Raw genomic sequence first — 24,935 nt, 5'->3', positions numbered from 1 at the left:
GTGCAATAAATCGCAATTGGAACAGGTGTGATAAATATCAATCAAAGTGCGTCAAAATGCGTCAAATCGCATGCCCCCTCTTCGCCCCGCCGCGCCAGTCCTCATGCGCCTTCGGCCATGGCGCACATTTGAGTCAAAAGACCCCTATATAGCAGGCAGGTGTGGAGGGGGGACAACTGCGCGCGCCGGGCCGAAATGGGCTTTTTCCTTGCCTCTAGAGCAACATCAATCGTCGGGACGTGAAAAAGCCGCCTCGTGGGCGGCTTGTGCGGTGGCTGGGGGACTCCGGCGCGGCTGGGCTGTCGCGGCCCTACCCCTCCGACTAGCGCGGCGTGGCGCTCATCCTGCGCGGCCGGCGCGGATCATCGCCGCCTGCTCCTTCTCGTAGTCGTCGCGGCAATCCACATCGCAGAACTGCAGCACGGGCGCCAGCGCCTCGTGGCAGTAGTGGCAGCGGCCGTGCGCCACCAGGGCGGGCCGGCGCCGCACGGCGGCCAGGCCGCGCGCCACCTCCGCAAAGATGATCTTGTCGGTGTTGTCAACGTGATCGCTCATTGCGCGCCCTCCCCGCCCGTGACCAGGTCATACGGGGCGAAGCGCACCACTTCCACGCCGGCCCATTCGTTGATCGCTTCGAACTGCGCCTGCAGCGGCACCAGTTCATTGCGGGCGAAGACGCGCGCGGCCGGTTCCACGGCGCCGAAGCCGCCGGCATTGTTCGGCAGGATGCCCATCAGCTGGGGCGGCACGCGATGCGCGGCCAGTTGGTCGTCGCGCGTCACGCTCTTGATGTTGAAAAATTCGTCCTTGGCGGCCACGTCCGACACGGGCAGAATCTGGATGCCGTCCTTCTTGCCGTTCGGCGCGTACATGAACAGGTTGCGGAAGTTGCCCGGCCCCCTGCTGTCGCGCATGGCCTGGCGCAAGTTGTCCACGTCCTGCGTGTTCGCCGCGGCGTCCGTCATGTAGAACACGAAACCGGCGTGCGAGCCGTTCTTGTAGTACTTGCGGCGGAACAGGGTCGCCGCCTCGTTGAGCCAGGCCGACTGCAGGGCGCTCAGGTACTGCGGCACGCCGTACAGCTCCTGATTCACGTCCGGTTCCATCAGGTGGAACACGCGGCCCTTGTCGAATTCATGCACGGCCTGGTAGCCGTTCACAAAAAAATAGGTATCCAGATCGACGCCGCGCCGCATGTACTTGGCCAGGGCGTGCTGGTACGTCAACGCCTTGCCGCTGCGGCTGGGCCGGTCTTCCAGGTAGGCATTGCCGAAGGTCAGATAGTCCAGGGCCATGCGCTTGAAGCCATCGCGCGACAGGTATTTCGTTGGCATCAAGGTGGACGTCAGCACGTTGGCCTTGAAGTGGATGGCGCTGCTATGGTGCACGCCGGCATTGAAGGACTTGGCCAGGCCCGCCAGGTTGACGGGTGGTTCGTACCAGTGGCCGTTCTTCCAGCATTCGAAGCAGTCGAGTATGTCGGCGTGCTCGAGCACGGGCGTCGGGTCGCCGAAGGAAAACGCCTCGATGCCGGCGGCGGCCGGCGCCGTGGCCGCTGGTGGTGCGCTCTCGGCCTGGCGGCCGCGCGCGCGCAAGTGTCGTGCTTTGCTCAAGAATAAATCTCCATGAAAGAGTGGTGGTTGTCGGTGGTGCCTTCGAAGGGCTCGTGATCGAGGGCGTGCATGCAGGCCCACGCCAGATCGGCGTGGCCGGTTTCGTCGCTGCGGCCGGCGACATAGGTAACGTGCCGTCCGCTGGGGGTTAGGGTCTTGTGGATGGCCATGAACGACTGCGCGATGTCGGTCCAGCCAGCGTCAAACTCCAGCCGGCCCTTGCTGATAATATTTTTGGCTTTTAGCACCATGCGGGTTTTGACTTCAGGCGAGTAATTCAGGGCCGTCACAGCCGGGAAGAAGCCGCGCACGATGGGCAGCACGCCGATGCCCATGCCAGTCGTGTCGATGCCGATGTACTCGACGTTGTAGCGCTGCGTCATCTGGCGGATGGCGTCGGCGTGGTCTTCGAAGCTCTGCCCGCGCCACTGGTGGCGTTCCAGGATGCGGAACTTGCCGCCGGCCGTCATGGGCGGCGCCAGCACGACGCAGCCGGCGCTGTCACCGTTCAAGGCCGGGTCATAGCCGATCCACACGGGCCGGTTGCCGAACGGGCGAAGGCCCAGCAAGGGCTTGTAGTCGTCCCACTCCACCCAGGAATCGACCATGCAGCGCTGTAGCTCGGCCAGCGGGAAGACGCTGGCCGAGTCGTCGATAAAATTGCACATCAGCAGGTTGTCGAACTGGTCCGGGCTGTATTCGAAGTTGCGCAGCTCGTCGATGTCGAACAGGTTGCAGCCGCCGCGCTCGGCATCCAGAATGGTGACGATCTGGCGCCAGATCTTGTCCTCGCCCGTGTAGCCCGACGACAGGCGGCCATGGCTCACATCGATGTTCACCTGGTCCGCCTTGGCGCGGCGCTTGTTGAACAGCTCACCCGTCCAGAACGGATAGGCCTGGTGCGTGGTCGAGGATGGCGTTGAAAAATAGGTTTTGCGCCATTTCTTGTGAATGGCCATGCCCGAGGCCACCTTGTTCAACTCCTGGAAATTCTGCGTCCAGAAGAATTCATCGAAATAAAAATTGCCGTGGTAGCCCTGCGCCGTGCGCGCATTGGTGCCCAGGAAATACAGGTGGGCACCGTTCGGCAGCACGATGGGGTCGCCCGTCAGCTCGATGCCGGCCGCCTCGCGCGCGAACTGCACGATGTATTGCTTGAAGACATGGGCCTGCGACTTCGACGCGGACAGGAAGATTTGATTGCGGCCCGTCTGCATGGCATCGGCCAGCGCCTCGCGGGCGAAATACCAGGTGGCGCCGATCTGCCGGGACTTCAAAATGGCGCGCGTGCGCTGGTCGCCGTTGCGATACCAAACTTTCTGGTAATCGAAGAGAGAATCCTGGAAGGCGTCGAGCAGCTGGATTTTCTGTTCTTCGCTGAAATCGTTGCGCGTCGGCTTCTTCTTCGGCCCGGCATTGCGGTTCGCCAGCTTCGGATTGAGATCGACCTCGTTGCCGCCCGGTTGCTCATAGCGGCGCACACGCGCCATCTGCACGATGGTACGCGCCAGCAGGTCGATTTCCTTGTAATCGCTGCCGCTCTTGACCTCTTTTTCGATCAGTTTCACCAAGCGCAGCTCGGCCGACGCCTCGACATGCTCGATGGCCTGCGCCTTGTCCCACTCGTCGCGCTCTTTCCAGCTATTGATGGTGCTGCGCTTGATTCCGAGGTGGCGGGCGATGGACGAAATGCGCCATCCCTTCCAGTACAGGGCACGCGCGGCACGGCGCGGCTCGGATTCGGGCACGGCCAATTCAGCGATTTTTTCGTCGGCCGTTTGTTCGCTTATTTTCTCGATTGTCAGCATGCCGCCAGCGTAGGCCGCGCGCGCGCGGAGCGGGGAAAGGCAAAAGTCGCTATGACCCATAGCAACCCGCACCGCATTGAATCGCAGCGCCAAGACGTTGACCATGGCGTTATCCGATCAACCGAGAACGCCCACCATGTCCAAATCGAAATTTTTCCGCGTCGCCACCGAAGGCGCCACCACCGACGGCCGCAACATCGACCGCGCCACCATCGAGCAGATCGCCGCCACCTACAACCCGAAGACCTACGGCGCGCGCATCTGGCTGGAACACATTCGCGGCATCCTGCCCGACAGCCAGTTCAAGGCCTACGGCGACGTGATCGCCGTGAAAGCCGAGGAAGTGGACACGGACAGCGGCAAGAAACTGGCCCTGTTCGCGCAGATCGAACCGACGCCGGAACTGGTGGCCATCAACAAGGCGAAACAAAAGCTGTACACCAGCCTGGAAATTCAACCCGACTTTGCCGACTCGTCGCAGCCCTACCTGGTCGGCCTGGGCGTCACCGACAGCCCCGCCAGCCTGGGCACCGAGGCGCTGCAATTCTCCGCCAGCCGCAAGCAGCAAAGCACCAACCTGTTCACCTCCGCCGTCGAGGTGACGCTGGAATTCGAAGAGCCGCAAGGCACCAAGCTGGCCGACGCCGTGAAAAACCTGCTGTCACGCTTCTCGACTAAAACCGGCACCGACGCGGCGCAGTTCGCCGACATCAGCGAAGCCGTGCAGGCGCTGGCTGGCCACGTCGTCACCGTCAACGACAACTACACGGGCACCCTGGCCCGCCTGGAGAAAACCGAAACGGCATTGAAGGCCACGCAGGACGAGCTGGCCGCCTTCAAGGCGCAGATGGACGAAGCGCCCGGCAACGGCCCGCGCCGCCCGGCCGCCACCGGCAACGACGGCGCCGTGCAGACCGAGTTCTAAGCCCCGCGCCATCCACCAACACCCCATTCAACAACGGAGCACTGATTTATGAAAAAGCAAACGCGCCAGGTCTTTGGCCAATACGAAACCCGCTTGGGCCAGCTGAACGACACGGACAACGTGGCCAAGACCTTCAGCGTCACGCCCAGCGTGCAGCAAAAGCTGGAAACGAAGATGCAAGAATCGAGCGAGTTCCTGTCGAAGGTCAACATCATCGGCGTGACCGAGCAGGAAGGCGAAAAGCTGGGCCTGGGCGTGTCCGGCCCGATTGCGGGTCGCACCAACACCAAGGACAAGGAACGCAAGACGCGCGAACTGTCCACCCTGGACGGCACCAAGTACCGCTGCGAACAAACCAACTTCGACACGCATCTGAACTATGCCAAGCTGGACGCCTGGGCCAAGTTCCCCGACTTCCAGTCGCGCGTGGCCAACGCCATCCTCACGCGCCAGGCGCTGGACCGCATCGTCATCGGCTTTAATGGCGTCAAGGCCATGGCCGACACCGATCTGGACGCCAATCCGCTGCTGCAGGACGTGAACAAGGGCTGGCTGCAGCACCTGCGCGAACTGGCGCCCGAGCGCGTGCTGGGCCTAGTCGCCAACGGCATGCCGGGCAAGGTCATCATCGGTGACGTGGACGATGCGGATTACGCCAACCTGGACGCAGCCGTCACCGATGCCGTCAACCTGCTGGACCCGTGGTATCAGGAAGACACCACCCTGGTGGCCATCGTCGGGCGCAAGCTGTTGAACGACAAGTATTTCCCATTGGTCAACACCAAGCAGGCGCCCACGGAAACCCTGGCGGCCGACATCATCATCAGCCAGAAGCGCATCGGCGGCTTGCCGGCCGCACGCGTACCGTTCTTCCCGGACAACGCCATCCTGATTACCCGTTTCGACAATCTGTCGATCTACTTCCAGGAAGGCGCGCGCCGCCGCCGCGTCGAGGACGTGCCCAAGCGCGACCGCATCGAGAATTACGAGTCGTCGAATGACGCCTACGTGATCGAAGACCTGGGCCTGGCCGCGCTGGTGGAAAACATCGAGCTGAAAGACAAGTGATGGCGAACCAATCCCCCGCCCTGCGCCACCGCGCGCGCATGCTGGCCGAGCGCACGGCCGGCGCCGCCGCGCCGCAGGGCGTCACCACCGGCACGGCCTACGAAATGATGCTCTACAAGCTGTCCGATGACCGCCGACGCCTGAAGTCCATCCAGTCCGTGGAACGCAAGATCGAGGTCAAGGCCACCATGCTGCCGGACTACGCCCAGTGGATCGACGGGGTGCTGGCCGGCGGCAAGGGCGCCCAGGATGACGTGTTCGCCACCTTGCTGGTGTGGCACATCGACACGGGCGAGTATGAGCGCGCCCTGGTCATGGCCGAATACGCGCTGGCGCACAAGTTCACCCTGCCAGATGGCTACAGCCGCGATATCGCCACGCTGATGCTGGACGAGTTCGCCGAAGGCTACTTGCACGGCAAGCTGGCCGCCGACCCGCAGCACGCCGCCCAGGTGCTGGGCACCGTCGAACAGTTGACGGCCGCCAGCGACGCGCCCGACCAGGCGCGCGCCAAGCTGCACAAGGCCATCGGCCTGGCCATGATCGCCGTGCTCGATCAGGCCGACGATACCGACATCGCCCCGGCGCTGGTGGCGCAGGCGGAAACGGCCATGGGCCAGTTGAGGCGCGCCCGCGCCCTGTCCGAGTCGTGCGGCGTCAAGAAAGATATGGAACGGCTGGAACGGCGCCTCAAGCGCGCGGCCGGTTCCACGTAAAGAGCATCTCCCCCGCAGCACGGCGGCACGGGGGGATTCTGGCTAATTCATTTGCCTGATGAACCCCGTCCACCGCCCACTTTTGAAAGCGTCCCGTATGTCCTTCATGGCCCTGCCCCCGTCCATCCCGCCCGGCACCACTCCCACGCCGCCAGCACCGGCCGCCGGCATCATCGAGAACGACGGCTGGTTTCCCGACATCCTGCTCACCGATATGCGCGACGCCATGCGCCTGGACGGCACCGTCACCGACGCGCGCCTGGTGCAAGCCGTGGTCGATGCCATCCTGCAGGTCAACCGCGAGCTGGCCGACTGGCAGGGCAAGCAGGCCGCCGCAGGTATCACCGCCCTGGTGGACGTGCCGGCCGCGTGCATCAACCGCGAATCCCGCCTGCTGGCGCAGTACCGGCGCGCCGTCTACAGCACGGCGAAAGCGGATCTGATCGAGCGTTACCGCGATTACGACAGCACGGCCACGTCCGTCAGCGACAAGAAAAGCATGGAATGGCTCGACGAGGCGCCCGGCGCGCAGCGGCGCAATGCGCAATGGGCCATCGCCGATATCGTCGGGCGCACGCACCTCACCGTGGAATTGATCTGATGCAGGTGCGCACGCAGCAGCACGACACGGTAGACGCCCTGGTGTGGCGCTACCTGGGCGACGGCGCGGGATACGTCGAGCAAACCCTGGAAATGAATCCCGCGCTGGCGCGCCACGGCGCCGTGCTGCCGGCCGGCCTGGTCGTCACCCTGCCCGAGCCGGCACCCAGCACGGCCCAAGCCGCAGACATCGTGCAGCTATGGGATTAACGCCCGAATCAACCTTTTTACCCTTATGAAAAATCTCTCACCCCTTACCCCGGAGAATCAAGCAATGTCCGCAGAATCGTTTGGTGGTTTCGCCACCCTGGTCAAACTGTACGGCTTCAAGGCGGCGCTGGGCATGGCCGGCGCCGCCATGCTGTACATCGTGCTGCCGCCCTTGAACAGCGACGGCACCTTCAACAAGGGCGAATTCGTCGCCCGCCTGGCCTGCGCCGGCGTGTTCTCGTGCCTGCTGGGCGGCACCGTCTACCAGCTGCTGTGCGCCCAGCTCCCGGCCATCGGCGCCATGGTCAACGCCTCCGCCATCGATCTGATCGTGGGCGCGCCCGGCTGGTGGGTATCGCGCGCCGTGGCCCTGTGGTTCCAGCGCCGCAGCGACAAAGACATCGCCGAGCTGGTCAAAGACGCGAAGGAGCTCTGATGGCCACTACGGAAAATCCGCTGATCGCGCGCACCATCGACGCCATCCTGCGCGCCGAAGGCGGCTATGTGAACGACCCGCAAGACAAGGGCGGCGAAACCAATTACGGCATCACCGTGGCCGTGGCGCGCGCCAACGGCTACACGGGGCCGATGCGCGATCTGCCCGAGGCCGTGGCACGCGCCATCTACACGGTGCGCTACATCACGGAACCGAAGTTCGACCAAGTGCTGGCCCTGCACGCCGGCATCGGCGCCGAAGTGATCGACACGGGCGTGAACATGGGGCCGCACCGCGCGGCCGAGTTCCTGCAGCGCTGGCTGAACGGTTTCAACGACACGGGCGCCCGCTACCCCGCCCTGTTTGTCGATGGCCGCCTGGGTGCGCAGTCGCTGGGCGCCCTTGCATCCTTCCTGAAATGGCGCGGCCAGGATGGCGCCACCGTGCTGCTGCGCGCCCTGAACGGTCTGCAGGCGGCGCGCTATCTGGAAATCACCGAGGCCAACACGACCCAGCGCCGTTTTCTGTTCGGCTGGATCAAGGAACGGGTGGCCATGTGACCACCACCACCTGGCGTCCGCTGGCCGCTGTTCTCGTGTGCGGCGCCATCGCGGGCTGGACGGCGCAGGACTGGCGCAAGGATGCCAGCATTGCCGAACTGCGGCGGGAGGCCGCCACCAACAAAAGCACCGCCGCCAGCGCACTGGCCCAGGCCACCGCCCGCGTGCTCACGCTGGAACGCGCCGCCGGCGCTGCCCTGGCGCAGCGCGCCGACCACCTCAACCAGGAGCAAACCCATGCGAAAACTGAACGTGACCGTTTCAATGCTGACGTGCGCAGTGGCGCTGTGCGCCTGTCAATCCCCGTCGCCGGCGGCCACTGCGCAGCAACTGCAGATTCCACCGCTGCCGCAAGCGATCAGCACCAAACGCGCGCCGAACTTGACCCGTCGACTGCGGCAGCTCTTGACGCCATTGCCGGCGACGGCGACGACGCCACCCGACAGCTGAACGCCTGCATCGACGCCTACAACACCGTGCGAGACACCTACCATGTACAAACCGAATAGCCTGCGCCAGCACTTGGCCGCCGCCATCCCCGACCTGCAGCGCGACCCCGACCGCCTGCTGGTCTTCGCCGACGAGGGCAACGTGGTGGCCAATGCCACCGCCTCGCTGTCGTTCGAATACCGCTTCAAGCTCAACCTGATCGTGACTGACTACGCCGGCGACGCCGACGCCATCATGGTGGCCTTGTTAGCCTGGCTAAAAGTCCACCAGCTCGACCTGCTGGCCAATGAAGAGCGGCGCAAGCATGGCATTGCCTTTGAAGTCGACTTCAACAACCATGAGACAGTCGATATCTCGATCAAGCTGGACCTGACCGAGCGCGTGGCCGTCAAGACCGGCGAGGCGGGCCGCCTGGACATCAAGCACCTGGCCGAGATACAGCATATGCCGGCCTACGCGGACGAGTTCTGGAAGCTGTATGCCGGCGAGAAGCTGCTGGCGGAATGGCGCACGCCCGAGGCGACAGCATGAGTGACGACCTGCACGCGCTGGAATCCTGGGCCGGTGCCCTGCTGGCCAAGCTGCAGCCGGCCCAGCGCCGCGCCATCAATCACAAGGTCGCCATCGACCTGCGCCGCAGCCAAGCGCAGCGCATCAAGGCGCAGCAGGGGCCGGATGGTGCGGCCTACCCGGCGCGCAAAAAGCGAAGGGAACTCAAGGTTAAGAAAGGACGCGTCAAACGCCAGAAGGCCGCAATGTTCAACAAGATTCGCACCGCTAAATACCTCAAGGTGCAAGCAGATCCTGGCCAGTTGACTGTCGGCTTCGTGGGTAAGGTGATGCAGGTCGCACGGGTGCATCATGAGGGCTTGACGGATAGCGTCTCCAATAAAGGGCCAAAATACAGCTATCCGGCCCGTCCGCTGCTGGGATTCAGTGAGGCGGATCGGACGTTGATCCGAGAATCCCTCCTCAAGCACATCCTGGATTGCTAGTTTTTCGCATCGAAACAGGCGTACACTCATCACAAGCTTATAACCGTGGAGTACACAATGCTGGTCGGCCTTTTCCTACGTCACTATAAAACATACAAAAAAATTAACTTCATTCCAATTAGTACCGGGCCTAGTTTCACAGCTTACATGGGGGCAAATGGAGTAGGGAAAAGTTCGATACTTGATGCGCTAGATAAGTTCTTTAACGGTGGTGAGTGGAGCATAAATTTACAAGCACGATCCGACGGCGGGATTTCAGGCGATGATAAAGTTCCCTTTATCATGCCAATATTTTTAATTGAAAGATCGTTACTGGAAAGCTCCGCTGAAGTTGAACTTTTAAGCTCATATCTTTGGAATACGGATTACAAAACTGTTGACGCAATCAGTGAATTCTACACCCTTCGAGATAATCTAACAAAAAAAGGATTTTCAGAACAAAGTCATTATCTAATTGCAATTGGCAAGCAATATCCAAAAAATGGAGTATTTCTCGGATCTTTTGGAACAGATCCAGAACTAAAAATTATGTTAGAAGGAGTAGGCGTATCAGAAAAGGACTTAACGATATTACTCCAAAAAATATTAAATATTTATGCGTATTTTTATATACCGGTTGAAGCCGACGCAAGTGCCTACTCAGCGTTAGAATCAAAGCATGTTTTAAAATTACTCGACGAAAACATCCGGGGAGCTATTGAATACTCAATTGGATCATCAACGGTAGCTGCAATAAATGGATCACTTGGAAACTTTATTGATGACATAAGCAACAGCTTAAAAGAATATGAGTATAAAGGATCGTATAAAAATAAACTTACAATGAACGATCTTATCGAAAAAGTTTTCGAGGCCTACTTTTCAATAAAAATACTGCACGGAAAAAGAGACGGCACCTCGTTACCCATACGCGACATGAGCGCGGGTGAAAAGAGACGGGCCTTAATTGATCTTGCCTATTCTTTACTAGCGCGAAGCAAAGCGCGTGGCCATACAGTATTGCTCGCTATAGATGAACCAGATGCTTCATTACATACCTCTGCATGTCATGATCAGTTTGCCAGGCTCGCTGAAATCCCTCAACTTACGATACCTCAAACTCAAGTATTAATTACGACTCACTGGTATGGATTCCTTCCAATATTACAAGAAGGTATTGCCCATGCTATGCAAAACACAAATGGAAAAATAGAATTTCATTCATTTGACCTATATAATTACCACGAACAAATAAAACAAAAAATAAAATCACAATCCTCCGCCGTGGCATTAGATGTGGAGCTAAAAAGTCATAACGATTTAATACAAGCAATTGTGTCATCCATCATTCGTCAAAATGGATATAATTGGATTCTATGCGAGGGACTATCAGATAAAATATACTTAGAATATTATTTATCAAGCTTAGTGAAAAGCCACAATCTTAGAATAATTCCATTGGGTGGATTTAAAGAAGTCCGCCGAGCATATGAATACCTTATAAAGCCACTCAATGACACAGCATACTCACCAACTGGGCGGGTATTGTGTCTAGTTGACACTGACGAACAACTTCCAAGTGTTACCACATATAACGATGCAAAATACATTGACTTTAAAAGAATAATCTACAACAGCAAAGAAAATGAATGTATTCTCGTAGATATGCAAAATGAAAAACGTTCACCAGCGACGGAAATAGAGCATGCTCTTGATCCGAAGAATTTCCTAAGGACAGTAAAAATTTTGGACGACTCGCCAAGCGTCCTTGCTCTTAGAGAAATTGTAAAAAATGAAAAATATAATGATTCATCAAAGTCAACATATGGATACTTAGATCTTTCACCATCGTTAAACGAACGTATGATGTCCGAATATTTTGACATTGATGATAATAAAGTTAGATTTGCCAACGCATATACTCAAGACCCATGGCATGTCACGCCTCGCTGGATTGAAGAAATTAAATTGATTTTTAACCCGCCGCAAAAAAAAGGAAAAAAATAACAGCCCTGATATCTGCTGTGAAAAATTTCTTATCTCCGCCCTCTAATTCACAGAATAGCTATCAAAAAAACTTTTTTTGATCTGAGGTCAAACAGAGGAGCTTTCCGTGGAGAGCATGTATCAACCATAGTCCGAGCTACTAAACGGTATATCAACCCGCCCCCGCGTGCATCCGCACGCGGACTTCGGCAACATGCATTGCATGAACGCCGTCCTGTCTGACCTCCTCCGCTTGCTGCAAAACCTGATCCGCCTGGGCACTATCGCCGAGGTCAAAGGAGCCAAGGCGCGCGTGCGGCTCGGGCCAAACCTCATCACCGAATGGCTGAAATGGGCCACCCGACGCGCCGGCAGCACGCGCACCTGGTCGGCACCCACGGTCGGCGAACAGGTGATCGTCTTTTCCCCAGGCGGCGACCTGACGCGCGGCATCATCCTGCCGGCCCTGTACTCGCAGGAATTTGATGCTCCCGAGTCCAGCGACAGCATCCACACCACGCACTACCCCGACGGCGCCGTGGTGCAGTACGACCATGCGGCCCATACCCTGACGGCCACCCTACCCAGCGGCACCGCCACCATCACCGCCGACAAGGTCACGTCGAACGCGCCCAGCACCATCTGCACGGGCGACCTGACAGTCATGGGCAATCTGCTTGTCGAGCAATCGGCCACCGTGAACGGCGCCACCGCCCTGAATGGCGGCGTAAACGCCAAGGCCGGCGCCGCTGGCGGCGTGGCCATGGCCGTGCAAGGGACGATCAAGGCCAGTGAGGACGTGCTGGCCGGCGCCATCAGCCTGGTCAGGCATCCGCACAGCGGCGTCAAGGCCGGCGGCGACCAAACAGGCGGGCCGCAACCATGATGGGCATGCACGCCGCCAGCGGGTGCAGCCTGACGGGCCTGGACCACCTGCGCCAATCCGTGGCCGACATCATCACCACGCCCATGGGTTCGCGCATCCGACGCCGCCGCTACGGGTCCGAGGTGCCCGAGCTGATCGACCAGCCCCTGAACAGCGCCACGCAGTTGCGCATCTATGCCGCCACCGCCTTTGCCCTGCGCCGCTGGGAACCGCGTTTGCAGCTTGCCAGTGTGCAGCTCACGCGCGACACAGACGGCGCCATCACGCTGCTGCTCGATGGCACTGCCAATGGTCAAGGCATTACCCTGTCCGTGCCCGTCAAGCAAGGGGGCACCGTATGAGCACGCCTATCGACCTGACACAATTGCCGGCGCCCAGCGTGGTGGAAGTGCTGGACTTCGAAGCCATTCTAACCAAGCGCAAAGCGCATCTGGTCAGCCTGCTACCGGAAGCCGAGCGCGCGGCCGTCACGGCCCTGCTAGAGCTGGAATCGGAGCCGGCCACCAAGCTGCTGGAAGAGAACGCATATCAGGAAACCATCCTGCGCAACCGCGTCAACGAAGCGGGCAAGGCCGTCATGCTGGCGTTTGCCCTCGACGGCGACCTGGACCAGCTGGGCGCCAACGTCAACGTGGCGCGCCTGACCATCACACCGGCCAATTCCAGCGCCCTGCCGCCCGTGGCCGCCGTCATGGAAGATAACGACGCCTATCGCCTGCGCATCCAGGAAGCGCCTGACGGCCTGTCCGTGGCTGGCCCGAAAGCCTCCTACGAATTTCACGCCCGCAGCAGCGACGGCCGCGTCAAGGACGCGAGCGCCACCAGCCCCGCCCCGGCGCACGTCATCGTCACGGTGCTGGCCAACAACGACACAGGCATCGCCGACGCCGCGCTGCTGGCCACCGTGGCGCGCGCGCTCAACGCCGAGGACGTGCGCCCCCTGGGCGACCGCTTGAGCGTGCAAGCCGCCCAAGTCATCGACTACCAGATCGAGGCCACCTTGTTTATCGGCGTCGGCCCGGAAGTGCCGATTCTGCTGGATGCCGCGCGCACCAACGCCGTGCGCGTGTCGCAGCCGCGCCGCCCGCTGGGGCATAGCATTTATCGATCTGCCTGCAGCGCCGCCGTCCACGTCGAAGGCGTGCGCAAGATCGTCTTGAGCAGCCCGGCCGCCGACATCGAACTGAACGCCACCCAGGCCGCGCGCTGCACGGCCATTAAGCTCAATGTCGTGGTGCTCGATGAATAAGGTCGTGCCAACCCTGCCACCCAACACCACGGCGCTCGAGCGCGCCATTGCCGTAGCCTGCGCCGAGCTGGTCAACGTGCCCGTGCCGCTGCGCGACCTGTGGAATGCCGACCGCTGCCCGGTTGCCCTGCTGCCGTTCCTGGCCTGGGCCTGTTCCGTTGACCGCTGGGACGACGCCTGGCCCGAATCGATCAAGCGCGGCAGCATCAAGGCGGCCTATTTCATTCACAAGCACAAGGGCACGATTGCCGCCGTGCGCCGCGTGGTCGAGTCCCTGGGCTATTTGATCCGCATCACCGAATGGTGGCAGACCACGCCACCGGGCGTGCCGGGCACCTTCCGCCTCGATGTCGGCGTGCTGGACTCGGGCATCACGGGCGCCATGTTTCAGGAAATGGAACGGTTGATTGCCGACGCCAAGCCCGTCAGCCGCCACATGACGGGCCTGGCGATTTATCTGGAAAGTCGCGGCAGCATCTACGCGGGCGCTTGCGCCTACCACGGCGACAGCATGACCGTGTATCCCTGGATCGCGGAAACCATCGAAGTGCGCGGCACGCTGTTGCAGGCCGGCGCATCCCATACCATCGACACTCTCACCATCTATCCATGAGCACATACTTTGCCATCCTGACCGAAGTGGGCGAGGCCAAGCTGGCCAATGCCATCGCCCTGGGTCAAACCCTGAAACTGAAAAGCCTGGCCGTGGGCGACGGCAACGGCAATCTGCCCATGCCATCGCGCACGCAAAAGGCGCTGGTGCATGAAGTGCGCCGTGCCGGCCTGAATCAGCTGACGGTCGACCCGGCCAACAGCAGCCAGATCATCGTCGAACAGGTGCTGCCCGAGAACGTGGGTGGCTGGTGGATACGCGAAATCGGTATCTACGACGAGGCGGGCGACCTGTGCGCGGTGGCCAACTGCCCGCCGAGCTACAAACCTGTGATGGCCGAGGGCAGCGCGCGCACGCAAGTGGTACGCATTGTGCTGATCGTCGCCAGCACGGCCGCCATCGAGCTGAAAATCGATCCGTCCGTCATCCTGGCCACCCGTAAATATGTCGATGACCAGGACATTAGCGTGCGCACCTATGGCGACACGCAACTCGCCAAGCACCAGGCCGCTGCCGATCCGCACCCGCTGCTGGCCAAGGTCGCCGACGTCGATCAGCAGGTCCGCAATGTCGTTGCCTACGTCGACCGACAGGACACCAGCGCACGCACCTATGGCGAGGAGCAACTGGCCAAGCACCAGGCCGCTGCCGACCCGCACCCGCTGCTGGCGAAGGTCGCCTATGTCGATCAGCAGGACGCCAGCGCGCGCACCTATGGCGACCAGCAACTGGCCAAGCACCAGGCTGCTGCCGATCCGCACCCGCTGCTGGCGAAAGTCGCCTATGTCGATCAGCAAGACACCAGCGCACGCACCTACGGCGATCAGCAACTGGCCAAGCACCAAGCCGCCGCCGATCCGCACCCGCTGCTGGCCAAGGTCGCCTATGTCGATCAGCAGGACACCAGTGCACGCACCTACGGCGACCAGCAACTGGCAAAGCACCAGGATGCTGCCGATCCGCACTCCCAATACAGCAAGAAAGAAGTGGTGACGCCACCGAAGTTTGACGCATCGACCAAGCTGGCCAACACCGATTTTGTCCAGCGCGCGCGCGGTGGCATGGTGGGGTTCGCTCGTGTGGATGCTGACCGTGCGCTTACCGCTGATGACGCCGGTTCTGTTCTCCTGCTTGGTATTGCCGCAACGACGCTCACCATTCCAACGCCGCAAGCCCTGAATATCCCTCACACCGCCGGGGCGTGCGTTCACCTGCATTGCACCGGCCCATATAACGCGCAATTGGTCGCCGGTGTCGGAACGTCGCTCGTGGCCCCGGACGCCACGGCAAGCATCATCCTCAAAAAAGGGCAGTCGCTCACCTTGATGGCGACCACCAACCAGACTTGGCGAGTCATCGCTTCAACCGCCGAGCTGTGGCGCAATGCGGACTTTGCATCCCGGCTGCTGCCCGACGGCGATCTGAAACTGCCGGGCGACTTCATCATGCAATGGGGCTCCGTGACGGCAGGGCCGGCGGGCACGCGCGTGGCCTTTCAGTATGCCTTTCCGAAGCAGTGCCTGCGTGTCTTCCTCACCGTATCGAACGGCAACTATCCGGGCTACGTCAGTTCCGATTCTCCCACTATTACCGGGTTTAACGCCTATGCCGCTGCAGATGCCTCCGCCAATTTCATTGCCATCGGAAAATAACATGACGATGCTCTATTCCAACAAGGTCCGTGGCTTCTTTCCGGCGGACATGCAAGCCGCGTATGAAGCGGCTGGCACCTGGCCGGCCGATGGCGTCGAGGTCACGCCCGAGGATGAAGCCATGCTGCGCGAGGCAATCAGCGCCGGTGCGACCATCCGTAAAAAATCCGGCGGCAAGTGGGACATCGCCGCGCCGCCGCCGTTGCCCTTTGCCGTGCTGGCCGCCCCATACCTGGCCAACGTGCGCCAGACGCGCGACGCGATCCTCAACCGCCTGGCCGGCATCGGCTTTGCCGCCATGGCTGATGGCGACGCAGATACCGTGCAAGCCATCGCGGCGGCGCGCACGTGGCTGCTCGACATCACCACCTGCCCGATGGTTGCCGCCGCGCAGGACATCGAGGCGCTGCAAGCGGCCGTCAACGCCGAATACGCGCGCATCGCTGCAACGCTGACCGGCGAGGCGCGGCGCGCCTTCGATGATACCGCCGGCATGGCATCCACCCAGTAACGCCCCATTCACCACTCACCAGGAGAGCCCTATGGCCACCGACTACCACCATGGCGTGCGCGTCATTGAAATCAACGAGGGTTCGCGCCCCATCCGCACCGTCTCCACGGCCGTGCTGGGCCTGATCGCCACGGCCGACGATGCCGACGCGGCGGCCTTCCCGCTCGACACGCCCGTGCTTGTCACCAACGTGCTGGCCGCCATGGGTAAGGCCGGCAAGACGGGCACCTTGTACCGCGCACTGAAAGCGATTGCCGCGCAGACCAAGCCCCTGACCATCGTTGTGCGCGTGGCCGAGGGCGAGACGGAAGCGGAAACCACCAGCAATGCCGTGGGCGGCGTGTCGCCCGATGGCAAGTACCTGGGCACCCAGGCGCTGCTGGCCGCACAAAGCAAACTCGGCGTGAAACCGCGCATCCTGGGCGCGCCGGGCTTGGACACCCAGGCAGTGACCAATGCTTTGGCCAGCGTGGCGCAGCGCCTGCGCGCCTTTGCCTATGCGTCGGCCTACGGCTGCGCCACCGCCACGGAAGCCATCACCTACCGCAGCCAGTTCGGCCAGCGCGAGCTGATGCTCATCTGGCCGGATTTTGTCAACTGGGATACCGCCATCGATGCCGAAGCCAGCATTTCCGCCGTGGCCTATGCCATGGGCCTGCGCGCCAAGATCGACGAGGAAACGGGCTGGCACAAGACGCTGTCGAACGTGGTCGTCAACGGCCCGACCGGCATCAGCAAGGATGTGTTTTTCGACTTGCAAGACCCGGCCACCGATGCCGGCATGCTCAACGCCAAGGAAGTCACGACCCTGATCAACATGGGCGGTTACCGCTTCTGGGGTTCGCGCACCTGCGAGGCGCAAGGAGGCTTCTTCTATTTCGAAAGCTACACGCGCACGGCCCAGGTACTGGCCGACACCATCGCCGAGGCGCACTTCGCCTACGTCGATGTGCCCTTGCATCCGTCCCTGGTGCGCGACCTGTTGGAAAGCATCAACGCCAAGTTCCGCGACCTGAAATTGCAGGGCTACATCATCGACGGCCATGCCTGGTATGACGAGCAATACAACGACAAGGCCGGGCTGAAAGACGGCAAGCTGGCCATCGATTACGACTACACGCCCGTGCCGCCGCTGGAAAACCTGAAATTCCAGCAGCGCATCACCGACCGCTACCTGGCCGACTTCGCCTCGCGTATCGCCGCGTAACCGTCCAATCACCACCCTGCCCGCGCCAGCGCGGGCGCATTGAATCACTGGAGAAATTATGGGCCTGCCCCGCAAACTGAAAAATTTTAACTTGTTCCAGAACGGCGTCTCCTTCATGGGCATGGTGCCCGAAGTCACCTTGCCGAAACTGAGCCGCAAGATGGAAGAGTACCGCGCCGGCGGCATGAGCGGCCCCGTGTCCGTGGACTTCGGCAATGAGGCGCTGTCGCTGGAATGGAGCGGCGGCGGCCTGATCGCCGAAGCCCTGAAACAGTACGGCGCGCACACGCACGGCGCCGTGCAACTGCGCTTTGCCGGCGCCTATCAGGAAGATGACGATGGCACGGTTGCCGCCGTCGAGGTCGTCGTACGCGGCCGTTACAAGGAAATCGATATGGGCGGCGCCAAGATGGGCGACGACACCACCCACAAATACACGATGGCTTGCAGCTATTACAAGCTGATGATCGACGGCGCCACCGTCATCGAACTGGACTTCATGAGCGGCACCGAGAACTTTGGCGGCGGCGACACGAATGCCGCCATCCGCAAGGCCATCGGCCTGTAATCCCCTTTTCTAAACACACCACAACAAGGAACACAGCATGAACAACGAAAACACAAACCAAGCCGTCATCGAGCTGGACGAACCGATCAAGCGCGGCGACACCTTTATCACCTCGCTCACCGTGCGCAAGCCCAAGGCGGGCGCCCTGCGCGGCATTTCCCTGATCGAGCTGGCCAACCTGAACGTGTCGGCCCTGCAGATCGTGCTGCCGCGCATCACCGAGCCGACCTTGACCGTGCACGACATCGCCAACATGGACCCGGCCGACCTGCTGGCCGTGGGCGCCGAGGTCGCCGGTTTTTTGGCGAGCAAAGCCGATCGCCTTTCGGTATCCCCAGCGAAGTAGAAGACGCCATGGCCGACATTGCCGGCGTCTTCCACTGGACGCCGGCAGCGATGGACGGTTTTACGATAGATGAACTGATGGGCTGGCGCGAACGCGCCAGGCAACGCAGCGGAGCGGAATAGATGGCTGGTCGGGATTTGAAGTTACAGGTAGTGTTTTCGGCGCTGGACAAAATCACAGCGCCCCTCAAAAAAATACGTGCTGCAGTTGCCCCGACCAGCAAAACACTGCAGGAGGTTAGCCAGCGCCTGAAAGGCTTGAATGACAAACTCAAGGAAACCAAGTACCTGCGCAAGCTGCAGGAAGAATTTCGCACCACATCGAGCGAACTGAAAAAGAGCAAGCTGGCCCTGAATGACACGCGTGTCGCGTTCGACAATCAGCGCCTGGCGCAGCACAAGCTGGCAAGCGAGACTCGGGCAGCGCGCACCGAATTCAAAGGCCTGCAGCTTGAACTGATGCGCACGCGGGAACCCAGCGGCAAACTGTCGGCCAGCTTTGCGCTGGCGCGCGACAACCTCACCAGGCTGGAACTGAAATATAGTCAGTCGCAGGAAAAGCTGCGCAGCCTGAAAACAACGCTCGGCCAGGCCGATGCGGCAGTGACCAGGATCAGCGGGAGCAAACTCAAGCTGGCTCAAAACCTGACACTCGTGCGGCAAAAGATGGATGCCGCAGGCACCAGTACGTCAAAAATGCGCCAGCATGAACGGACGCTGGCCACCGACATCGCTGCAGCCAACACGCAGTTGGAAATCCAGCAGAAGAAGCTGGCCACCCTCAAGGCGCGCCAGGATCGCGTGGCCACTGCCCAGCAAGGCGCGGCAAAGGCCAAGGCCATCGCCGGCGGCGTGGCCAGCGCTGGCGTGGGCGCCACCGTGGCGGGCGCGGCAATCGGCGCCCCCGTGGTAAAGGGATTGCACGAAGCGAAACACTACGAAATCGAAACAGCGCGCATCCGTGCGCTGGGCACGCGCACGGGCCAGGAAAAAGAACACGCCATCGAGTTTGCCAAGCAGCTCAAGACGTATGGCGTCAGCCAGCTGGAAAAAACGGAAATGATCCGCGATTCCATCTCGATCTTCGCCGATGGCCACCACGCGGAAATGGCCCTGCCGACCATGTCGAAGATGAAATTCATCAACGATACGCTCTACCCGGAATCGGCAGGCGAGCGCAACGCTCAACTGTTCGCCATGCAAAAGGTCATCGAACTGCGCGGCAACGCCGGTTCCGTCGAAGCCTTCAAGAGCGATGCTGACCGCGTGCAAAAGGTAATCGCGGCCACGGGCGGGCGCGTCGGTGGCGAAGACTGGCGGCAATTTACGATCCGCAGCGGCGTGGCCGGCAAAGGCCTGAACGACAATGCCTTCTTCAACCAGATGGAACCCATGCTGCAGGAGCTGGGCGGCTCAACTGCGGGCGTGGGCTGGCGATCCCTCTACAACAACATTTACCAGGGCAAGGGCACGCAGCGCGCGGCCAGGGAAATGCAAAGCCTGGGCCTGCTGAGCGGCAAGCACATCAAGTATGACAAGGTGGGCCAAATCAAATATATCCAGGCCGGCGCGCTGCTGGAAGGCGAACTGTTCCAGAAAAGCCCGCTCGACTGGATCGAGAAAGTATTCCTGCCCAAGCTGGCGGCCAAGGGCATCACGGATAAGGACGAGATCAACAGCAAGATCGGCGCCCTGGTATCGAATAGCAACGGCGCCGCCTTCCTGATGCGCATGGTCGACCAGCGCGCGCAGATCCGCAAGAGCGAACGCCTGAACCAGAATTCTGAGGGCATGGACAGCCTGCACGTCCGCGCACGTGGCCTCGGGGCCGGCGCGGAACGGGAAACGCTGGCCAAGGTTTCCGACCTGAAGCTGGTCATGGGCGAAAAAATCCTGCCCATGTACACGCAGGGACTGGAAATGGCGATTGCCGCCATGACGCGCCTGAATGCCTTCATGGAGCGCAACCCGACCACGGCCAAGGTCATGATTACCGCCTTTGCCGTGCTGGCCGGCCTGCTGCTGGTGCTCGGCCCGCTGATGCTGGGCATTGCCGCCATGATCGGCCCGTACGCCATGCTGCACGTCATGTTCGCCAAAATGGGCGTGACGGGTGGCGTGCTCACGCCGATCCTGCGCGGCCTGGGCGGCGCCTTCATGTGGGCCGGCCGTGCCGTGCTGTGGCTGGGCCGCGCTCTTCTGATGAACCCGATTGGCATCGCCATCACGGTCATTGCCGGCGCCGCCTTCCTGATCTATAAATACTGGGAACCGATCAAGGGATTCTTTGGCGGCCTATGGTTAGACGTCAAGGCGGCGTTTGCCGGCGGCTTTACTGGCATCAATAGCCTGATCGCCGACTGGTCGCCGCTGGGCCTGTTCTATCGCGCCTTCGCGGGCGTGCTGGGCTGGTTCGGCGTTGCGCTGCCGGCCAGGTTCACCGACTTTGCCGCCGACATCCGGGGCCGCTTCGCCAAAGGACTGGCGCCGCTGGCTGGCTTCTTTACTGGCATCTGGTCGCAGATCAAGACAGCCTTTGCCGGCGGCATCGGCGGAGTCAGCGCCCTGATTGCTAACTGGTCGCCACTCGGCCTGTTCTATCGCGCCTTCGCGGGCGTGCTGGGCTGGTTCGGCATCGCGCTGCCGGCCAAGTTCACCGACTTTGGCGCCAGCATCCTGCAGCGCATCACCGCATCTTGGCAACCTATCGCCGCCTTCTTTGGCGATATCTGGTCGCGCCTGCGCACCGTCTGTGCCGGCGGCATGGGCAGCATCACGGCCCTGATTATCAACTGGTCACCGGTCGGCGTGTTTTACCAGGCCTTCGCGGGCGTGCTGAGCTGGTTCGGCATCAAGCTGCCGGCCCAGTTTACCGAGTTCGGCGCCAATATCCTGCGCGGCCTGGTCAACGGCATCACGGGTTCCATGGGCGCCGTCAAGGACGCCATCAGCAACGCCGGTTCCAGCACCATTGCCTGGTTCAAGGAAAAGCTGGGCATCCACAGCCCGAGCCGCGTGTTTGCCCAGCTCGGCGACTACACCATGCAGGGCTTGGCTGTAGGCCTGGACCGCAGCGAGGGCGCACCGATTGCCAAGGTATCCGGTCTGGCGCAGCGCCTGACGCAACTGGGCGCGGGCATCGCCATCGGCACGGCCACGGCGTTACCCGCCAGCGCCTTCGACACGCGCGCGCCGCTGCCCGTGGGCGGGTTCGGCGCCGGCATGACCATCCAGGGCGACAAGATCGAAATCACTTTCAATGTGCAGGCCGGCACCGATCCCCAGGCCATCGCGCGCGCGGTAAGCGCGGTGCTCGATCAACGCGACCGCGAAAAGGCGGCGCGCATCCGCTCGTCCCTGCGCGACCACGATTAAGAAGGAATAACCACCATGATGATGATTTTAGGAATGTTCGTGTTCAGCCTGCCGACCCTGGCCTATCACGAGCTGCAGCGGCAAACGGAATGGAAGCACGCCAGCACGGCACGCGTAGGCCTGCGCGACGCGCACCAGTATGTGGGGCCCGGCGACGACACCATCACCCTGTCGGGCTGGGTGGCGCCGGAGCTGACCGGCTCCCTGTATTCGCTCGATGCGCTGCGCATGATGGCCGACACGGGAAAATCGTGGATTCTGATCCAGGGCACGGGCCGCATTCTCGGCTCCTACCGCATCACCAGCATGACGGAGGGGCGCACCCTCCTGGACGGCAGCGGCGGCGCGCGGCGCGTCGAGTTCTCGATTGCACTCAAGCGCGACGACGACGGCGTGCTGGCCATGGTCGGCCTGGGCGACATCGGCGACCTGAAAAACATGCTCAGCATCGACGGCATGACCAGCAGCATTGCCGGCGCGGCCAAGAACGCCGTGGGCAGCGTCGTCGGCAATGTGGTCGGCGGCATCACCTCGAAATACGGCGGCGTGGTCAGCGAGATGAAGGACAAGATCGGCGGCAGCATCAGCGGCGCCATCGGCAGCGCGGCGGACAAGTTCAAATGAGCGAGCATATCCCCGCCTTCAAGGTCAGCATCGAGGACAAGGATTTGACAGCCATTGTCTCGCCGCGGCTAATTAATTTGACGTTGACCCTGTGCCGTGGCGACGAGAGCGACCAGCTCGACATTTCCCTGGATGACAGCGACGGCAAGCTGGCCCTGCCGCCGCGCGGCGCGCAGATCGCCCTCGCGTTGGGCTGGCAAGCCACAGGCCTGGTAGACATGGGCAAGTTCACCGTGGACGAGGTGGAGCACAGTGGCGCGCCCGATACCATCACCCTGCGCGCCAGGTCGGCCAACCTGATCGACACGTTTAAGCAGCAACAGGAACACAGCTTTCACAAGACCACCTTGGGCGCCATCATCGAGGCGATTGCCTTCCGTAACGAGCTGGCGTCGGGCGTGTCGGCGCGCCTGCGCGATACCGCCGTCGAGCACATCGACCAGACCCACGAAAGCGATGCGGCCTTCCTGCGCCGGCTGGGTAGGAAATACGATGCGGTGGCCACCGTCAAGAACGACACGCTGTTGTTCATCCCCATCAACCAGAGCCGCACCGCCAGCGGCAAGGCGCTGCCCGTCATCCCCATCAAGCGCGCCCTGGGCGACGGCCACCGCTACCACAGCGCCGAAAGCGACGCCTACACGGGCGTGCGCGCCTTCTGGCATGACGAGCGCTACGCCCGGCGCCGCAGCGTGGTGGCGGGCGTGCCCGGCAACAGCAAGCGCCTGCGCACCACCTTTGCCAACGAAACCGACGCGCGCGCGGCGGCCGTGGCCGAATGGCAACGCATCCTGCGCGGTCTGGCCACCTTTGAAATGAGCCTGGCCCTTGGCAACCCGGCCGTGTTCCCGCAATCGCCCGTGACCGTGCAGGGCTTCAAGCCCGAGATCGACGCCACCGAATGGCTATCGGTCAAGGTCACGCACAGCCTGGGCGGCAGCGGCTTCACCACGCGGGTGGAGTTTGAAACGAAGACGGAAGCGGTCGAGGCCGAGCGCGAGGACGAGAAAGACCCGGACGAAGGCATCACGGGCGTGGTGGCCAAGTGGAAGGACGTGGCGGCGAAGAAGAAAAATGCGGGGCAGGAGCAGGCCGGCGCCACGGGTACGCTCAAAACGCTGGGGCATCTTTACAAGAGCAAGCAAGCCGCGAAGCGGGCGGCGCTACATGCATGGAAACACATTGAAGAGGTGCGAGACATTATTCGTGAAAACAATGAATAACCTTGGAGCATCTAGCAACTCCCTAGAAAAATAAGGCAATAGCAGAAACGAGAAATTATCCTAAAAAGTCTGTGCCGAACACAAAAAAACATATCAAAAACGCTGGCAATCAATGGAAACAATAAGTTACATTTTATGAAATACATAAAATTGGTATGTTTTTGAAAATCACATCAACACTCACTCAAGAAAAATATTGTGAAATTTATAATTAATGAATCAAGATCGTAGTGAACGCTCTACTATCAAAGTATCAACATGATTCTATTTTTATAAAATATATGGCACACTAAACGGACTACAGTTACAAAGTGGAAATTGTAAAATGACAAATTTAAATGACTCTAAAAAACCAACACAAGAGCAAATTTATGCCGTAGCGTTAGAAATTCGTAAGCATATGGAGTCAATGGCGGCAGAGCTGCCAGCACCAATTGCCAATCAATTGCAAGAGATTATGGATTTCCGAACATCCCTCACTTCCGAGACGGATCGAGGTTCGGCGCTGATGGCAGCCGCGTTTCTTGATGATCGAATAAAATCACTATTGGCCGCACGTCTTGTAGACGATAAAAAGTTAGGGCGACGCGTATTCGAATTTAACGGCCCACTTGGAACGTTTTCGTCCCGGATAGACTTTTCTTACCTTTTGGGCCTTCTTCCAAAAAATGCCAACAGAGATCTTCATCTTCTTCGATCGATAAGAAACAAGTTCGCACACATCGCAGCGCCAATAGGTTTTGATCATCCAGAAATTAAGCCTTTGTGCGATAGTTTGGTATTTCATGGAGTTCTGAATGAGGCCGGGCCAGGAGCTAAATATCGTCGTTCAGTAATGGCCTTACTCACAATAATTCTTGAAGCGACCAACAACGCAGAGCATATCTCCCCCAAAACAGATGCTCTGGTACCTGACAGGACTGATGCTTATCAAGCCGTTTCTGAAATTTGGGCAAAATTTTCCAATGGCATTCCTTACCCAGTTGAACATCACCATGTAAAAACATCTGATCGTCCTCAAAGTGAATCGAAGCCGATGCCGAACGGCGATTAGCGTTGCGCGCCGGCCTCAAATTTATTGCACATATGACAATACGCAGTTCGGCCAGATGGAATGGATGCGGTGCCTCGCTGGATAAACACCGGCGCCCCCATAGCTTTGTCCACCTCCGACGGCTCGCAAGTAAAAATTGAAATCACTTGGTCGCCGATCCGGTAAATTTGTAGCTTGGCATCTTCTTTGCCAACTGTATCGACTCGAACAGTGAACGTTCGAGGGTCAGGTCTGCCATTCCGACACAGACCCAACTATACGAATCTCCAAGCTGAAGTCTCC

Annotated in this window: 28 protein-coding genes; 25 read left to right on the top strand and 3 right to left on the bottom strand. The window is 60.5% G+C overall.

Going from position 1 to position 24,935, the window contains the following annotated elements:
* Window positions 1-339 precede the first annotated feature (339 nt).
* From IGS58_RS21085 to IGS58_RS21075, 3 genes are read right to left on the bottom strand one after another with little or no spacing between them, the layout of a single operon-like run.
* Window positions 340-555 carry a hypothetical protein gene (locus IGS58_RS21085; protein ID WP_230522603.1) on the bottom strand — a complete coding sequence of 72 codons (216 nt, stop codon included), beginning with the start codon at window positions 553-555 and terminating at the stop codon, window positions 340-342.
* Window positions 552-1,613 (bottom strand): phage portal protein, encoded by a 1,062-nt coding sequence (locus tag IGS58_RS21080; protein ID WP_442908375.1) that lies wholly within the window; start codon window positions 1,611-1,613, stop codon window positions 552-554. The genes IGS58_RS21085 and IGS58_RS21080 overlap by 4 nt, the downstream gene beginning before the upstream one ends.
* Entirely contained in the window at window positions 1,610-3,421 is a 1,812-nt protein-coding gene (locus IGS58_RS21075; RefSeq protein ID WP_230522602.1) for a terminase ATPase subunit family protein, read from the bottom strand. The genes IGS58_RS21080 and IGS58_RS21075 overlap by 4 nt, the downstream gene beginning before the upstream one ends.
* A gap of 136 nt (window positions 3,422-3,557) precedes the next feature.
* Here IGS58_RS21075 and IGS58_RS21070 point away from each other — a divergent pair, with 136 nt between their 5' ends.
* From IGS58_RS21070 to IGS58_RS20950, 25 genes are all read left to right on the top strand, one after another.
* Complete coding sequence (locus tag IGS58_RS21070; RefSeq protein ID WP_230522601.1) at window positions 3,558-4,346, top strand: GPO family capsid scaffolding protein; 789 nt, start codon at window positions 3,558-3,560, stop codon at window positions 4,344-4,346.
* 48 nt (window positions 4,347-4,394) lie between these two features.
* A complete protein-coding gene (locus IGS58_RS21065; protein ID WP_230522600.1) occupies window positions 4,395-5,414 on the top strand; it encodes a phage major capsid protein, P2 family in 1,020 nt (339 codons plus the stop codon).
* Complete coding sequence (gene gpM / locus IGS58_RS21060; RefSeq protein WP_230522599.1) at window positions 5,414-6,130, top strand: phage terminase small subunit; 717 nt, start codon at window positions 5,414-5,416, stop codon at window positions 6,128-6,130. Before IGS58_RS21065 ends, gpM begins: the two co-directional genes overlap by 1 nt.
* A gap of 97 nt (window positions 6,131-6,227) precedes the next feature.
* A complete protein-coding gene (locus IGS58_RS21055) occupies window positions 6,228-6,731 on the top strand; it encodes a head completion/stabilization protein (RefSeq protein ID WP_230522598.1) in 504 nt (167 codons plus the stop codon).
* Complete coding sequence (locus IGS58_RS21050; protein WP_230522597.1) at window positions 6,731-6,940, top strand: tail protein X; 210 nt, start codon at window positions 6,731-6,733, stop codon at window positions 6,938-6,940. The genes IGS58_RS21055 and IGS58_RS21050 overlap by 1 nt, the downstream gene beginning before the upstream one ends.
* Window positions 6,941-7,004: 64 nt before the next feature.
* Entirely contained in the window at window positions 7,005-7,376 is a 372-nt protein-coding gene (locus tag IGS58_RS21045) for a hypothetical protein (RefSeq protein WP_230522596.1), read from the top strand.
* Window positions 7,376-7,936: a glycoside hydrolase family 108 protein gene (locus IGS58_RS21040; RefSeq protein ID WP_230522595.1), complete on the top strand. Its 561-nt coding sequence runs from the start codon at window positions 7,376-7,378 to the stop codon at window positions 7,934-7,936. Before IGS58_RS21045 ends, IGS58_RS21040 begins: the two co-directional genes overlap by 1 nt.
* A complete protein-coding gene (locus IGS58_RS21035; protein ID WP_230522594.1) occupies window positions 7,933-8,445 on the top strand; it encodes a lysis system i-spanin subunit Rz in 513 nt (170 codons plus the stop codon). Before IGS58_RS21040 ends, IGS58_RS21035 begins: the two co-directional genes overlap by 4 nt.
* Entirely contained in the window at window positions 8,429-8,917 is a 489-nt protein-coding gene (locus IGS58_RS21030; protein ID WP_230522593.1) for a phage tail protein, read from the top strand. Before IGS58_RS21035 ends, IGS58_RS21030 begins: the two co-directional genes overlap by 17 nt.
* Window positions 8,914-9,381, top strand: coding sequence for a phage virion morphogenesis protein (locus IGS58_RS21025; RefSeq protein WP_230522592.1), 468 nt, complete (start codon window positions 8,914-8,916; stop codon window positions 9,379-9,381). Before IGS58_RS21030 ends, IGS58_RS21025 begins: the two co-directional genes overlap by 4 nt.
* Window positions 9,382-9,438: 57 nt before the next feature.
* Window positions 9,439-11,367, top strand: coding sequence for an AAA family ATPase (locus IGS58_RS21020; protein ID WP_230522591.1), 1,929 nt, complete (start codon window positions 9,439-9,441; stop codon window positions 11,365-11,367).
* A gap of 202 nt (window positions 11,368-11,569) precedes the next feature.
* On the top strand, window positions 11,570-12,232 hold the full coding sequence (locus IGS58_RS21015; RefSeq protein ID WP_230522590.1) for a phage baseplate assembly protein V: 663 nt from the start codon (window positions 11,570-11,572) through the stop codon (window positions 12,230-12,232).
* Window positions 12,229-12,573 carry a GPW/gp25 family protein gene (locus IGS58_RS21010; RefSeq protein WP_230522589.1) on the top strand — a complete coding sequence of 115 codons (345 nt, stop codon included), beginning with the start codon at window positions 12,229-12,231 and terminating at the stop codon, window positions 12,571-12,573. Before IGS58_RS21015 ends, IGS58_RS21010 begins: the two co-directional genes overlap by 4 nt.
* Complete coding sequence (locus IGS58_RS21005; protein ID WP_230522588.1) at window positions 12,570-13,481, top strand: baseplate assembly protein; 912 nt, start codon at window positions 12,570-12,572, stop codon at window positions 13,479-13,481. Before IGS58_RS21010 ends, IGS58_RS21005 begins: the two co-directional genes overlap by 4 nt.
* Window positions 13,474-14,094: a phage tail protein I gene (locus IGS58_RS21000; protein WP_230522587.1), complete on the top strand. Its 621-nt coding sequence runs from the start codon at window positions 13,474-13,476 to the stop codon at window positions 14,092-14,094. The genes IGS58_RS21005 and IGS58_RS21000 overlap by 8 nt, the downstream gene beginning before the upstream one ends.
* Window positions 14,091-15,746 carry a phage tail protein gene (locus tag IGS58_RS20995; RefSeq protein ID WP_230522586.1) on the top strand — a complete coding sequence of 552 codons (1,656 nt, stop codon included), beginning with the start codon at window positions 14,091-14,093 and terminating at the stop codon, window positions 15,744-15,746. The genes IGS58_RS21000 and IGS58_RS20995 overlap by 4 nt, the downstream gene beginning before the upstream one ends.
* Window position 15,747: 1 nt before the next feature.
* Complete coding sequence (locus tag IGS58_RS20990; protein WP_230522585.1) at window positions 15,748-16,257, top strand: hypothetical protein; 510 nt, start codon at window positions 15,748-15,750, stop codon at window positions 16,255-16,257.
* A 31-nt stretch (window positions 16,258-16,288) separates the two neighbouring features.
* Entirely contained in the window at window positions 16,289-17,464 is a 1,176-nt protein-coding gene (locus IGS58_RS20985; RefSeq protein WP_230522584.1) for a phage tail sheath protein, read from the top strand.
* Window positions 17,465-17,522: 58 nt separating this feature from the next.
* Window positions 17,523-18,032, top strand: coding sequence for a phage major tail tube protein (locus tag IGS58_RS20980; RefSeq protein ID WP_046682355.1), 510 nt, complete (start codon window positions 17,523-17,525; stop codon window positions 18,030-18,032).
* Window positions 18,033-18,069: 37 nt separating this feature from the next.
* The gene (locus tag IGS58_RS20975) at window positions 18,070-18,378 is read left to right on the top strand and encodes a phage tail assembly protein (protein WP_230522583.1); all 309 of its coding nucleotides are present in this window, start codon (window positions 18,070-18,072) and stop codon (window positions 18,376-18,378) included.
* 8 nt (window positions 18,379-18,386) lie between these two features.
* Window positions 18,387-18,500: a GpE family phage tail protein gene (locus IGS58_RS20970; RefSeq protein WP_230522582.1), complete on the top strand. Its 114-nt coding sequence runs from the start codon at window positions 18,387-18,389 to the stop codon at window positions 18,498-18,500.
* Between the two features lie 135 nt (window positions 18,501-18,635).
* Window positions 18,636-21,752 carry a phage tail tape measure protein gene (locus IGS58_RS20965; RefSeq protein WP_230522581.1) on the top strand — a complete coding sequence of 1,039 codons (3,117 nt, stop codon included), beginning with the start codon at window positions 18,636-18,638 and terminating at the stop codon, window positions 21,750-21,752.
* 15 nt (window positions 21,753-21,767) lie between these two features.
* Window positions 21,768-22,376 carry a phage tail protein gene (locus IGS58_RS20960; RefSeq protein WP_230522580.1) on the top strand — a complete coding sequence of 203 codons (609 nt, stop codon included), beginning with the start codon at window positions 21,768-21,770 and terminating at the stop codon, window positions 22,374-22,376.
* A complete protein-coding gene (locus tag IGS58_RS20955) occupies window positions 22,373-23,599 on the top strand; it encodes a phage late control D family protein (protein WP_230522579.1) in 1,227 nt (408 codons plus the stop codon). Before IGS58_RS20960 ends, IGS58_RS20955 begins: the two co-directional genes overlap by 4 nt.
* A 325-nt stretch (window positions 23,600-23,924) precedes the next feature.
* Entirely contained in the window at window positions 23,925-24,653 is a 729-nt protein-coding gene (locus tag IGS58_RS20950) for a hypothetical protein (RefSeq protein WP_230522578.1), read from the top strand.
* Window positions 24,654-24,935: the final 282 nt, after the last annotated feature.

The sequence above is a fragment of the Janthinobacterium sp. EB271-G4-7A genome (genome assembly GCF_020858075.1).
Classification (GTDB): Bacteria; Pseudomonadota; Gammaproteobacteria; order Burkholderiales; family Burkholderiaceae_D; genus Janthinobacterium; species Janthinobacterium lividum.
Note: the sequence above shows the minus strand (reverse complement) of the source record. Positions and strands in the feature narration are given on the sequence as shown.